This is a genomic window from Pseudomonas cremoris (genome assembly GCF_014230465.1).
Genome location: NZ_JAAXCY010000001.1, coordinates 660,647 through 673,255, shown reverse-complemented (window position 1 = coordinate 673,255; position 12,609 = coordinate 660,647). Strand labels below are relative to the sequence as shown.

Below are 12,609 nucleotides of genomic sequence, written 5' to 3'. Positions count from 1 at the left end.
GGCAACTGTCCCCGTACACTTCTAAACTGTGCCGGTATGTTTCACACAAAAATAAAATACCCGTGAAATCGAGTGCTGCGTCATGACCAATCTGTTGCTCTACCAACGTATCGCCCAGCAGCTGGCTGAGGATATCCGACGCGGTGTCTATCAACCGGGCGAGCGCGTGCCTTCGGTGCGCAAGATGAGCTCCCAGCTCAATGTGAGCCACGCCACGGTATTGCAAGCCTATGCCAACCTGGAAGACCAGGGCCTGATTCGCGCGCGGCCACAGTCCGGTTACTACGTGCACCAGACCCCCGCGCTCACGGCACCTACGCCGGACATCGCGCGGGTCGAGCGCCCGGGGTTGGTCACCCGCAGCAGCATCATCCAGCAGGTGTTGGTCGAATCGCGCCGCGAAGGCGTGTTCCCGTTGGGCGCCGCCGTGCCGAGTGTGGATTATTTGCCGGTACGGGCACTGCACCAGCAATTGGCCAAGGTCACGCGCTTTCAGAGCCCACGGGCGTTCAGTTACATGTTCAGCCCAGGTTTCGAACCGTTGCGCCGTCAGGTGGCGATCCGCATGCGTGATGCGGGCGTGGTGGTGGACCCCTCCGAAGTGGTGATCACCCACGGTTGCGTCGATGCGTTACAAATGTCGCTGCGGGTGCTGACCCGTCCCGGCGACCTGATCGCCGCAGAATCACCGACCTATTACGGTTTGCTGCAACTGGCGGATTTGCTCGGCCTCAAGGTCATCGAGATCCCCAGCGACCCCTCCACAGGCATGAGTCTGGAAGCCCTGCAACTGGCGGCCAACCAGTGGTCGATCAAGGCCCTGGTGTTGACCACTCGCCTGAGCAACCCCCTGGGCGGCACCATGCCCGAGGAGCGACAAAAACAGTTGCTGCGCCTGGCATCGGATTTCGATATCCAGATCGTCGAGGACGATATCTACGGCGAGCTGATGTTCGAAGTCGGCCGCACCAAGGCGTTGAAAGCGTATGACCGCCTGGACCGGGTCATCTACTGCTCAAGTTTTTCCAAGACCTTGTCCCCCGGCGTGCGCATCGGTTGGATGATCGCCGGCAAATACCAGCAGGAGATCCAGCGCCTGCAGATGTTCAGCACCCATTCGGCCTGCAGCGTCACGCAGATGGGCGTTGCGGCGTACCTGGAGAACGGCGGTTACGACCGGCACCTGCGCTACATTCGTCAGGAATACCGCAAGAACCTCAACGCCTTCCAACTGGCGGTGCAGCAGTATTTCCCCGAAGGCACTCAGATGACTCGTCCAAGCGGTGGCTTCATCCTGTGGGTCAGTTTGCCGGGGCGGGTCAATACCCAGGAACTGCACGTGCGTGCCCTGCAACAGGGCATCAGCATCGCGCCGGGACTTATTTTCAGTAATACCGAGCAGTTCAACCACTGTATCCGCCTTAACTGCGGCACGCCGTGGAACCGCGAAGCAGAGCGCGCGCTGATGACATTGGGGATGCTGGCCAGCCAGTTATGCCAGGAAACGGCAGCGGGCTTTTGAGCCAAGGAACGGGGACAACTCCGGTAGCAGGCTAATCACCAGGCTTGTCATGCCGCGCACAACAAGCGAGCATATGGCCCTCTGCCGTTAAAGCTGTTGGCGATATGACCCCTATTTTTCGCGCTGTCATGGTGATTGGCCTGTTAAGTCTGTGCAACGTCGGCACCGTGCTGGCGGCATCGCCTGTGACACCAGACAAACCGGCTGCCAGCAGCCAGCAGAAGCCCCCCGCGAAAAAACCGGCGTCCGCCAAAAAAGCCCCCGAAACGAAGAAAAAAGCCGCCCCGGTAAAAAAACGTGCACCGATTGCAACCAAGTCCAAGTCGGCCCATGAAGTCGCGCAGACCAAATTGCCACCGGCACAGTTGGACCTGTCCCTGCCTTCTGACATGGTTCGGCACTTGCAACCCCTCGGCACCGTGCCCAAACCAAAGAGCGTGCCCTTGTTGCCGCCGATGTTTGGCGAAAAGCCTACCGACAACAGCGCCTTCCAGATCAACGGTCGCCTGCTCAGCAATGAGATGAAGCTGCAACTGCGCAACGAAGAACGCCGCGAGGTGGAAGGCGCCGCGTTGGAATTCGAGTTCAAGCAGTAAACTTTTCCCACAAACGTGACGTCGCTCTTCGACCATGTGTCGGAGACTGGTCGGTCATTTTTGTTTTCTGCGAAAAACCCCTGTTAGACCATTTTAAAACGGCTGTTTAAGGGCGTACTCTAGCCCGGCCATCCACATTGAGTCGTCGAGGACCTGCTGGTCATGAATTGCCGTGAAGGCTGTGGCGCTTGCTGCATCGCCCCCTCCATCAGTTCGCCCTTACCGGGAATGCCCCATGGCAAACCTGCGGGCGAACGCTGCCTGCACCTGTCGGTCGAACAGCTATGCCAGCTGTTCGGACAACCGGAGCGACCGGCGGTGTGCAGTGATTTCAAGGCAGACATCGAGGTCTGTGGCACCGACCAAGCCGATGCGATCCGGTTGATCGGCTGGTGGGAGCAAATGACGGCGGCTTGATGGGCTTTACTATCGGAACTTCAACAATAAGGAATACAACAATGGGTTCGCTGAAACGAATGGCTGTGTTGTGCGGTTTTACGGTGTTGTTTGCTGCCACTGCCCAGGCTGAGGATTGGCAAGTCGCCAAGGACGAAGACGGTATCAAGGTGTCCCTGAGCGAAATTGCCGGCTCCAAGTACAAGGCGTATCGCGGCGTTACCACGATCAAGGCGCCAGTTGCCAAGATCCAGGCGCTGCAGGAAGACGTGGTCGGTGCCTGCTCCTGGATCCACGAGTGCAAGTCGCAAAAGCTGCTCAAGACCGAGGGTGACAAGAGCTGGACCTACACGCAGTTCAAGGCTCCGTTCCCAGTGACCGACCGTGATTCCATCCTGGAAATCACCACCAGCAAGGCCGCTGACGGCACCGTCACCCGCAAGCTGCTGGAAGTGCCTACCTATCAGCCAGAAGTGAAAGGCTATGTCCGCGTGGCGCAGGTGGACGGCTACTGGAAACTGGTACCCAAAGGCGACAACCTCACCGAAGTCACCTACCAAGTGCACACCGAGCCAGGCGGCAGCGTGCCATCGTGGTTGGCCAACAAGTTTGTGGTGGACGCGCCGTTCAACACCTTGAAAGCCCTGAAAGACCACGCTGAAAAATAAGCGCAACTGATCCGGTGCCTCCGGCCTTGAGTGGAACGTTTGGCGAGCCCTCAAGGTCCAGATAGATGTAAGCCCACACACGGGTTTTATCGAGGAGGCACCGATGCAAAAGTGGCAAATTACCTTCGTTGATGATCATGGTCAGAAAACCGTGGAAGAGGTGACCTGCGATCAAAAGCCCAGCCTCGAAGACGCTGCGCACATGATTCGCAGCAAGCTGGTGCCCATCGCCGCCGAGCTCGACCTCAATGACCTTGAGGGCCGCAAGCCCGAGCCGACCGTCAAGATCCTCAAAGACCAGAACAGTATCCAGATCCTCGACATCTCTCCTGCCGCCTGAACATTCCCTGTCAGCCCTTAAAGCGCCTCTGGTGGAGGTGATAGCTTCGCGCTACTCTGCAATCGAGATCAGCGAATGAATCGCTAAGGTCTGGTCTTGTCAGCTACATGCTTGTTTTCCAGCGGTGATGTCAGTGCCGTAGCACCCACGCTCGTACGGCGTGGGCTTCGGGAAGCACGGAAAGTCTATCCATCGGTTTGAGGAGGACGTTTCATGAGCACAGCCTATCAAGAAGACATCAGCACCAACGTTCTGCGCCGCATGAAAGAAGGCGGCTTCGACTTCTCACGTTTCCACCCCATCGAGTTCTACGCCATTTTCCCGGATGAGGAACGTGCGCGCAGGGCTGCGGGTCGGTTTCGTGGGGAATCCCTGAATGCCCAGGTCAGTGCGCGCGACGATGGCGCCTGGTACCTGGAACTGAGCAAAATCATGTTCGCTACCTACGACGGCATAGGAGACTTCGAGCAAGACTTTGAGGCGGTGGTCGAGCCGCTGGGCGGGATCATCGAAGGATGGGGCGTCAAGCAGGAGGTGCGTGGTTTACCCATGTAGTTGCATGAAAAACACAGCGTATCGGCTGACCTTTGGGTCGGCCGTTTTTGTTTGTGCGGTGGGAAAACTATTCGGAACTTGCGCGCCACTTTCGCGCACCAAAAAAAAGGCCACCCAAGAGGGTGGCTTAAAGGGAAGAGTGGAGGGCTGAAGCTGTAGGACGAGTCCTGTTCAGCAGATGGGGCCGATTATCCGCAGGCCAGGTCGGGCAGTGAAATCAACTCTGGCTATGCTGTTGATAGTCAAAGCCCGCATTACGATGAAGCGCACCACAGGACAGCGGGCATTCTGCGCACCAGGACGGTGCGATTAGATCCCTGTGTTTATTCAACTCACTGATTTTTAAGTGTTTATGCCGCTGGCACGGGCCTTGCGATGGTTCTTGCGCCCGGGTGACAAGGAGTTCGGCATGATCCGCACTTATTACGACGAAATGTACGATGGGGCAGGCCAGGTCCGCCCTCACTACCGCGAGTTCGCCCGCTGGTTGGCTGAAACCCCGCCAGAATTGCTGGCGCAGCGCCGGCGTGAAGCAGATTTGCTGTTTCACCGCGCCGGCATCACCTTCACGCTGTACGGGGACGAACAGGGCACCGAGCGGCTGATTCCCTTCGACACCATCCCACGCAGCATTCCAGCCAGCGAATGGCGGATTGTCGAGCGCGGCTGCATCCAACGGGTCAAGGCGCTGAACATGTTTCTCGCCGACCTCTATCACGAGCAGCGCATCATCAAGGCCGGGATCATTCCCGCCGAGCAGGTGCTGGCCAACGAGCAATACCAACTGGCGATGCAGGGCCTGGATCTGCACCGCGACCTGTATTCCCACATATCCGGTGTCGACCTCGTACGTGATGGCGACGGCACCTACTACGTGCTGGAAGACAACCTGCGTACGCCGAGCGGTGTCAGCTACATGCTCGAAGACCGCAAAATGATGATGCGCCTGTTCCCCGAGCTGTTTGCGGCCCAACGCATCGCACCGATCGATCACTACCCCAACCTGCTGCTCGACACCCTTAAAAGCTCCAGCCCCCTGGATAACCCCAGCGTGGTGGTGCTGACCCCTGGGCGTTTCAACAGCGCGTTCTTTGAACATGCGTTCCTCGCCCGGGAAATGGGCGTGGAGTTGGTCGAAGGCGCCGATCTGTTCGTACGCGACGACCGCGTGTTCATGCGCACCACCGATGGCCCCAAAGCCGTGGACGTGATCTACCGTCGGCTTGACGATGCTTTCCTCGACCCGCTGGCTTTCAACCCGGATTCCATGCTCGGCGTGCCTGGCCTGCTCGCGGCCTATCGGTGCGGCAACGTGGTGCTGGCCAATGCCATCGGCACTGGGGTGGCGGATGACAAGTCGGTGTATCCATTCGTCACCGAGATGATCCGTTTTTACCTGGATGAAGAGCCGATCCTGAAGAACGTTCCGACATTCCAATGCCGTAAGCCCGACGAACTGTCCCACGTACTGGCCAACCTGCCGGACTTGGTGGTGAAGGAAACCCAAGGCTCCGGCGGCTACGGCATGCTGGTGGGGCCGGCGTCCACGGCGGCGGAAATCGAAGCCTTCCGCGCGCGTATCAAAGCCAAGCCCCATGCGTATATCGCCCAGCCGACCCTGTGTTTATCCACGTGCCCGACGTTTGTCGAAAACGGCATTGCACCACGCCATATCGACCTGCGCCCGTTCGTGTTGTCTGGCAAGGAAACCCGCGTGGTGCCTGGCGGCTTGACCCGCGTAGCGCTGCGAGAAGGCTCGCTGGTGGTGAACTCGTCCCAGGGCGGCGGCACCAAAGACACCTGGGTGGTAGAGGACTGAATGCCATGCTGAGTAGAACTGCCTCGGATTTGTACTGGATGTCGCGCTATCTGGAGCGTGCGGAAAACCTCGCGCGCATGCTCGATGTCAGCTATTCGCTGTCGCTGATGCCCCAAGATGGGCATGGCGATGGCCTGCACGAACTGGCCATGCCGTTGCTGATCACCGGCACCCTGGAGGATTACCACGAGCGCCACGGCGAACTGCACGCCGAACGCTTGCTGCACTTCTTTGCCTTGGACGCGGCCAACCCGGCGAGCATCTACAGCTGCCTCGGCGCCGCGCGGGCCAGCGCCCATGCGGTGCGTGGGCGAATTACGGCGGACATGTGGGAAAACATCAACGCCACCTGGCTGGATATTCGCGATATCGCCCAGCAAGGCTTGAGCCGCTACGGCATGAGCCGGTTCTGTGAGTGGGTCAAGGAGCGCTCCCATCTGTTTCGCGGTGCGACTTACGGCACGATCATGCGCAACGATGCCTTTCGCTTCATTCGCCTGGGCACGTTTATCGAACGAGCCGACAACACCCTGCGCCTGCTGGACGCCCGCTACGAGATGGCCGGCGACCGCGCCGAAGCCGTCACCGATGGCACGGCGCACGCCTACTATCAGTGGAGCGCCTTGCTGCGAGCGCTGTCGTCGTTCGAGGCTTACACCGAGATCTATCGTGATGCGCCGGGCGCCCGCCAAGTAGCCGAATTGTTGCTGTTGCGCGCCGATGTACCGCGTTCGTTGCGGGCCTGCAGCGAGGAGATCGATCAGATCCTTGCCAGCTTGCCCGGCCTCAACGGCCGCCCGGCCCAGCGCCTGGCCGCCGAGATGGACGCGCGCCTGCGCTTTACCGCGATCGACGAAATTCTGGAGGAAGGCCTGCACGCCTGGCTGACCGATTTCATTCCCTTGGTCCGCCAGTTGGGCGACGCCATCTACAGTTCCTACCTGGAGGCCGCATGAGACTCTCCATCAGTCACGAAACCACCTACCACTATGACGACCAAGTCCGCGCCAGCATCCAGTATCTGCGCCTTACGCCCCACGACAGTGAGCGCCAGCACGTCCTTAGCTGGCAGCTCGACTTGCCCCGCCCGGTGCGTGCGCAGGTGGACCCATTCGGCAACATCCTGCATGTACTGACCCTGGATGAACCCCACGACGCCATCATCATCGGCGCCCGTGGCCAGGTGGATATCGACGAGTTGCGCGAGGCCGAACATGAAAGCCAGTCGGCGTTCCCGTTTCTGCGCAGCACACGCCTGACCGAGCCGGACGATGCTCTGCGCCGTTTTGCCGAGCAGCACTGCCATCAACGACGCGACCGCACGGCGTTGATCGACCTGATGCAGGCGCTCAACCAGGCGATGGTCTACACCCCTGGTGCCACCGAAGTCGACACCAGCGCCGCCCAAGCCTTCGCCGGGCGTGCGGGCGTGTGCCAGGACCACACCCACGCGTTCCTGGCTTGCGCGCGCAGCCTCGGGATTCCGGCGCGGTATGTGTCAGGGTATTTGTACACCGAAGACAGCGCACACCTGGCCAGCCACGCCTGGGCCGAAGCCTGGCTGGACGACGCTTGGTATAGCTTTGATGTGACCAACCAGTTGGCAAGGCCGGAGCGGCATTTGAAGCTGGCGGTAGGGCTGGATTACCTCGACGCCTGCCCGGTACGCGGCATGCGCCGTGGCGGTGGGCATGAGCAGATGCATGCCAAGGTGTTTGTGGCGCCGACGCCGGTTATTTCTGTGCAACAGCAATAATCTCCAAAACGCAGCAGATCTCCTGTGGGAGCGGGCTTGCTCGAAAAGGCGGTGGTTCAGTTAGAGCATTTTTGACTGACACATCGCCTTCGCGAGCAAGGGGACTGTTTTGGACTCAGGGCTGTTGTTTGCGGCTGGCCATATGCTTCAAATACCCCACCAGCAACTCCAGCTCATTGTCCGGCAACACACTGGTCGCAAACGCCGGCATCTTCGCCTGCGGCCAGTGCCGCAAGCTCTGCGGGTCACGGATATAACGCTTGAGGAAATCGCCGCCGAAATATTCAGTAGGGTTGTAGGGAATATTCAAGTCCGGCCCCACCTGCGCGTCACCCGCACCATTGAGGCGGTGGCAGGCCAGGCAGTTCTTCTGGAACAACCCAAAGCCCTGGTTGATCGGGTCATTGGCCGCCAGTTTCGGGTCTGGCAGCAGGGCTGGAAAACGCTCAGCCACCGTCTTCAACTGCTTAATCCCGGAGATCTGGAACGGCCACTGCTCCGGGCTGATATGCCCGGCTTGGGGGTTAGTCCACACCAGGTAAAACGGCCCAGCACTCGGCTTGCCCTCTGCCAGTGCAGGCCACGGCTGCGCCGGGTCTTCCACCGCCAGCCACGCACGAGCGCCTTTTTGTTCCAGCAGCGGCGCGGCGGCGAGTTCGGCGGCGAATCCATCCAGGGCAACGGCCTGCAGATGACTCTTCGGCTCAAGCCCCGGTAGGAGCACTGCCAGCGGTACTGCGCGATAGGTCATGGTGCGCTTGTAGGACACGTCGTCGATGATCTGTACGGTTTGCACGTCGGGGTGCTTGAGCAGGTCGGCGGTCTGCCAGGTCTTGCTGGCGTGGTCCAGTTCGAGGGTCAGTTGCGCCGCCGAAACCGGCAGGGCGATTAACAAGGCGAGGAGGGCGAGGATCGATTTCAAGAGGAAGGCCCGATGCAAGGTGGCGATGGGGCTCACGATACCGGAAATCTGCATGCAAAAAGGCAGCCCCTGCAGGACCGCTATGCGCAATGTCCCGGCAGGTGCTGCCAAAAACTGCAGTCCTGATGCTGTGTGTGCATGGAATGTGGCGGTTGAGGGGTCACCCAATAACCTTGGTTAAATTGGGCAAGATCAGAATCAGTGTGGTGGCGAAGAGAATAAGTCCCGCCTGGCGTACTTTCGTATGTTTGAACATGGCTGACTGCCTTTTGTTGTTATTCCTGAGCGTCAAATGCGTGCCGGTCAATTTCAGTATCGCGGTGTGACGTGACACTTTTCTTACAGCTGCTCCAGCAAAACCCGGCAGCAACCTCCTACTGATTCAACCTTAGAGCCCTCGTTCTGCGTGGCTTAGATCCATTTCATATCAGCTAAGCCGAATTTGCGCTTAAAACGGCATGAGGCCTAACGCCATCTTGGCGCCAGCCCCTTGGCTAGACAGCTAAAACGATTAATCACCCAACGGCGTCGGGTGCCTACCGTTCGTCCGAGCGAGAGGGTCAAAAGCAATGAGCGCATCCGTCATTGAAACCGTGTCAATCGGGCCTAAGGTAGGGGCACACACGCACAGCGGTTCGAGGACGTCATGACCCAAGCTTTGATCTTTGATGCGATACGCACGCCCCGTGGCAAAGGCAAGGCCGACGGCGCCTTGCACAGTGTCAAACCGGTAAACCTGGTGGCCAGCTTGCTCACCGCGCTGGCCCAACGCAGCGACCTCGATACCCATCAAGTCGATGACATTGTCCTCGGCTGCGTCACCCCGATAGGCGACCAGGGCGCCGACATCGCCAAGACCGCCGCCTTAGTGGCGGACTGGGACATCAGCGTCGCCGGCGTGCAAATCAACCGCTTCTGCGCCTCGGGCCTGGAAGCGGTGAACCTTGGCGCGATGAAAGTGCGTTCCGGGTTCGAAGACCTGGTGGTGGTCGGTGGCGTCGAGTCCATGTCCCGCGTGCCCATGGGCAGTGATGGCGGGGCCTGGGTGCTCGACCCGCAGACCAATATGCACAGCCACTTCACCCCTCAAGGCATCGGTGCGGATTTGATCGCCACCCTCGAAGGCTTCACCCGCCAGGACGTCGACGCCTTCGCCTTACATTCCCAGCAGAAAGCCGCCAGGGCCCGCGCAGACGGTTCCTTCAACAAATCGCTGATCGCGGTGCAGGACCAGAACGGCATTGTGCTGCTGGATCACGATGAATTTATCCGTGCCGACTCCACCCTCGACGGCTTGGGCAAGCTCAAGCCGAGCTTTGAGATGATGGGGCAAATGGGCTTCGACGCCACCGCATTGCGGGTCTACAGCCATGTGGAGCGCATCAACCACGTGCACACGCCGGGCAACAGTTCCGGCATTGTCGACGGCGCGGCGCTGATGTTGATCGGCTCTGAGGCGAAGGGCCGCGAGTTGGGCCTGCAGCCCAGGGCGCGCATCGTCGCGACAGCGGTGACCAGCACCGACCCGACCATCATGCTCACCGGCCCCGCGCCCGCTACGCGCAAGGCCTTGGCCAAGGCCCGCCTGCGGGTCGAGGACATCGACCTGTTTGAAGTGAATGAAGCGTTCGCGTCGGTGGTGCTCAAGTTCATCAAGGACATGGGCATCGATGCCGGGCGGGTCAACGTCAACGGTGGCTCCATCGCCATGGGCCACCCGCTGGGCGCTACGGGTTGCGCGATTCTGGGCACCTTGCTCGATGAATTAGAGGCGCGCCAACAGCGCTACGGCCTGGCCACCCTGTGTGTCGGTGGTGGGATGGGCATCGCCACGATTATTGAACGCCTCTGAGCCCAAGGAATTTGTCATGACCCAAGCCATTCGTTACGAAAAAGGCCAGGACCAGATCGTGGTGCTGACCCTCGACATGCCTGGCCAGAGCGCCAACACCATGAACGGTGCGTACCGCGAAGCCATGGCCGCCACCGTTACACGCCTGGAGGCGGAAAAAGACACGCTGGCCGGGGTAGTCATCACTTCGGCTAAAAAGACGTTCTTTGCCGGCGGTGACCTCAATGAGTTGATCAAGGTCGACAAGGCCCACGCCAAGGACTTCTACGACGGCGTGCTGGTACTGAAAGCGCAGCTGCGCCGCCTGGAAACCCTCGGCAAACCGGTGGTGGCCGCGATCAACGGTGCGGCCTTGGGCGGCGGTTGGGAGATTTGCCTGGCGTGCCATTACCGGGTCGCGCTGGACGACAAGTCGGTGCAACTTGGCTTGCCGGAAGTGACCTTGGGCCTGCTGCCGGGCGGCGGCGGAGTGGTGCGCATGGTGCGCATGTTGGGGTTGGAAAAGGCCTTGCCGTATTTGCTGGAAGGCAAAAAGGTGCGACCACAGCAGGCGCTGCAAGCGGGATTGATTCATGCGCTTGCAGCAGACCGCGACGAGCTGCTGGCCAAGTCCCGCGCGTGGATTCTGGCCAACCCGGAGGCCAGGCAGCCTTGGGACAACAAGGCCTATCAGATCCCCGGCGGCACGCCATCGAGCCCGAAGATGGCGCAGATGCTTGCCATTGCACCGTCGATCTTGCGCAGCAAGACCAACGGTTGTTTCCCCGCTCCGGAGAAGATTCTCTGTGCTGCCGTCGAAGGCGCGCAGGTGGATTTTGACACCGCCCACCTGATCGAAACCCGTTATTTCACCGAACTGGTGACGGGCCAAGTGGCGAAAAACATGATTGGCACCTTCTGGTTCCAGCTCAATGAGATCAACGCAGGCAGTTCGCGCCCGCGAGGTTTTACGCCCTATGTGACGCGTAAGGTCGGTGTATTGGGCGCCGGGATGATGGGGGCGGGCATTGCTTATGTCAGCGCCAGTGCGGGCATCGAAGTGGTGCTCAAGGACATCAACCTGGCGGCGGCCGAGAAGGGCAAGGCACATTCGGCAGCGTTGCTGGACAAGAAGGTCAGCCGTGGGCAATTGGCCGCCGAGCAGCGCGAAACCATCTTGTCGCGGATTCTTCCCACGGCGTCCGATACCGATCTGGCCGGTTGCGACCTGATCATCGAGGCGGTGTTTGAAGACCGTGAGCTCAAAGCCAAAGTCTCCGTCGCCGCCCAAAGCGTGGTCGGCGCCGACGCAGTCATCGCCTCTAACACTTCAACCTTGCCCATCAGCGGATTGGCCAAGGCGGTGCCCGATCAAGCCAAATTCATCGGCCTGCATTTTTTCAGCCCAGTGGACAAAATGCCCTTGGTGGAGATCATCAAGGGAGCCCAAACGTCAGATGAAACCCTCGCCCGGGGTTTCGATTTCGTGCTGCAAATCAAGAAAACGCCGATTGTGGTCAACGACAGTCGCGGCTTCTTCACGTCGCGCGTGTTCGGCACCTTTACCAACGAAGGCATCGCCATGCTCGGCGAAGGCGTGCCCGCGCCGATGATCGAGACCGAAGCACGCAAGGCCGGCATGCCGGTGGGGCCGTTGGCGGTGTCGGATGAAGTGTCCCTCAGCCTCATGAGCCATATCCGACAGCAGGCGACCAAGGATCTGCAGGCGGAAGGCAAAGCCTTGCCGAACCATCCTGCGACGGCGGTGATCGACTTGTTGGTGAACGAGTACAAGCGCACGGGCAAGGCGGCGGGCGGCGGTTTTTACGACTATCCCGCCGGTGGCCCAAAGCACCTGTGGCCCGAGCTTAAACACCGTTTTGAACGGCCCGATCAACGCATCTCGCCGCAGGATGTGCGCGACCGTCTACTGTTCATCCAGGCCATCGAGACCGTGCGGTGTGTGGAGGAGGGCGTGTTGATGTCCACGGCGGATGCCAACGTCGGTTCCATCTTCGGCATCGGCTTTGCCGCGTGGAGCGGTGGCGCGTTGCAGTTCATCAACCAGTACGGTTTGGACGACTTCATCGCGCGGGCGCGTTATTTGGCGGAGCAGTATGGCGAGCGTTTTGCGCCTCCTGCGTTGTTGCTGGAGAAAGCCGCACGGGGCGAAGTCTTCCGGTGATATCTCTGTAGGAGCGAGC

At 60.1% G+C, this 12,609-nt stretch carries 12 protein-coding genes; 11 read left to right on the top strand and 1 reads right to left on the bottom strand.

All coding sequences use genetic code 11. The features are described from left to right. The first annotated feature begins 82 nt into the window (after nt 1-82). The 9 genes from HF257_RS03090 to HF257_RS03050 all read left to right on the top strand — a co-directional run bounded on the left by HF257_RS03090 (nt 83) and on the right by HF257_RS03050 (nt 7,652). Nucleotides 83-1,522, top strand: a complete 1,440-nt coding sequence (locus HF257_RS03090) for an aminotransferase-like domain-containing protein (protein WP_185703301.1) — start codon at nt 83-85, stop codon at nt 1,520-1,522. 104 nt (nt 1,523-1,626) lie between these two features. Then, nucleotides 1,627-2,118, top strand: a complete 492-nt coding sequence (locus HF257_RS03085) for a translation initiation factor 2 (RefSeq protein ID WP_185703303.1) — start codon at nt 1,627-1,629, stop codon at nt 2,116-2,118. A 162-nt stretch (nt 2,119-2,280) separates the two neighbouring features. Then, nucleotides 2,281-2,535, top strand: coding sequence for a YkgJ family cysteine cluster protein (locus tag HF257_RS03080; RefSeq protein WP_185703305.1), 255 nt, complete (start codon nt 2,281-2,283; stop codon nt 2,533-2,535). A 41-nt stretch (nt 2,536-2,576) separates the two neighbouring features. After that, nucleotides 2,577-3,182 carry an START domain-containing protein gene (locus HF257_RS03075; protein ID WP_185703307.1) on the top strand — a complete coding sequence of 202 codons (606 nt, stop codon included), beginning with the start codon at nt 2,577-2,579 and terminating at the stop codon, nt 3,180-3,182. Between the two features lie 103 nt (nt 3,183-3,285). Then, nucleotides 3,286-3,522 (top strand): hypothetical protein, encoded by a 237-nt coding sequence (locus HF257_RS03070; protein ID WP_185703309.1) that lies wholly within the window; start codon nt 3,286-3,288, stop codon nt 3,520-3,522. Between the two features lie 213 nt (nt 3,523-3,735). Then, nucleotides 3,736-4,077, top strand: coding sequence for a ribonuclease E inhibitor RraB (locus tag HF257_RS03065; RefSeq protein ID WP_003193463.1), 342 nt, complete (start codon nt 3,736-3,738; stop codon nt 4,075-4,077). A 409-nt stretch (nt 4,078-4,486) separates the two neighbouring features. Beyond that, complete coding sequence (locus HF257_RS03060) at nt 4,487-5,896, top strand: circularly permuted type 2 ATP-grasp protein (RefSeq protein ID WP_092242611.1); 1,410 nt, start codon at nt 4,487-4,489, stop codon at nt 5,894-5,896. A gap of 5 nt (nt 5,897-5,901) precedes the next feature. Continuing rightward, on the top strand, nt 5,902-6,852 hold the full coding sequence (locus HF257_RS03055) for an alpha-E domain-containing protein (protein WP_185703311.1): 951 nt from the start codon (nt 5,902-5,904) through the stop codon (nt 6,850-6,852). After that, nucleotides 6,849-7,652: a transglutaminase family protein gene (locus HF257_RS03050; protein WP_185703313.1), complete on the top strand. Its 804-nt coding sequence runs from the start codon at nt 6,849-6,851 to the stop codon at nt 7,650-7,652. Before HF257_RS03055 ends, HF257_RS03050 begins: the two co-directional genes overlap by 4 nt. Before the next feature lie 115 nt (nt 7,653-7,767). Here HF257_RS03050 and HF257_RS03045 read toward each other — a convergent pair whose 3' ends face one another. Beyond that, the gene (locus HF257_RS03045) at nt 7,768-8,574 is read right to left on the bottom strand and encodes a c-type cytochrome (RefSeq protein WP_185704336.1); all 807 of its coding nucleotides are present in this window, start codon (nt 8,572-8,574) and stop codon (nt 7,768-7,770) included. A 646-nt stretch (nt 8,575-9,220) separates the two neighbouring features. On the opposite strand from HF257_RS03045, the gene HF257_RS03040 reads away from it, so the two are divergent. Together HF257_RS03040 and HF257_RS03035 are read left to right on the top strand one after the other, a co-directional pair. Continuing rightward, nucleotides 9,221-10,426, top strand: coding sequence for an acetyl-CoA C-acetyltransferase (locus HF257_RS03040; protein ID WP_185703315.1), 1,206 nt, complete (start codon nt 9,221-9,223; stop codon nt 10,424-10,426). Between the two features lie 16 nt (nt 10,427-10,442). Beyond that, nucleotides 10,443-12,590, top strand: a complete 2,148-nt coding sequence (locus HF257_RS03035) for a 3-hydroxyacyl-CoA dehydrogenase NAD-binding domain-containing protein (RefSeq protein WP_185703317.1) — start codon at nt 10,443-10,445, stop codon at nt 12,588-12,590. The last annotated feature ends 19 nt before the right edge of the window (nt 12,591-12,609 follow it).

Coding starts and splice junctions, on each gene's coding strand:
- HF257_RS03070 (WP_185703309.1), top strand. CDS start 3,286: ATGCAAAAGTGGCAAATTACCTTCGTTGATGATCATGGTCAGAAAACC.
- HF257_RS03080 (WP_185703305.1), top strand. CDS start 2,281: ATGAATTGCCGTGAAGGCTGTGGCGCTTGCTGCATCGCCCCCTCCATC.
- HF257_RS03055 (WP_185703311.1), top strand. CDS start 5,902: ATGCTGAGTAGAACTGCCTCGGATTTGTACTGGATGTCGCGCTATCTG.
- HF257_RS03060 (WP_092242611.1), top strand. CDS start 4,487: ATGATCCGCACTTATTACGACGAAATGTACGATGGGGCAGGCCAGGTC.
- HF257_RS03040 (WP_185703315.1), top strand. CDS start 9,221: ATGACCCAAGCTTTGATCTTTGATGCGATACGCACGCCCCGTGGCAAA.
- HF257_RS03035 (WP_185703317.1), top strand. CDS start 10,443: ATGACCCAAGCCATTCGTTACGAAAAAGGCCAGGACCAGATCGTGGTG.
- HF257_RS03075 (WP_185703307.1), top strand. CDS start 2,577: ATGGGTTCGCTGAAACGAATGGCTGTGTTGTGCGGTTTTACGGTGTTG.
- HF257_RS03090 (WP_185703301.1), top strand. CDS start 83: ATGACCAATCTGTTGCTCTACCAACGTATCGCCCAGCAGCTGGCTGAG.
- HF257_RS03065 (WP_003193463.1), top strand. CDS start 3,736: ATGAGCACAGCCTATCAAGAAGACATCAGCACCAACGTTCTGCGCCGC.
- HF257_RS03050 (WP_185703313.1), top strand. CDS start 6,849: ATGAGACTCTCCATCAGTCACGAAACCACCTACCACTATGACGACCAA.
- HF257_RS03085 (WP_185703303.1), top strand. CDS start 1,627: ATGACCCCTATTTTTCGCGCTGTCATGGTGATTGGCCTGTTAAGTCTG.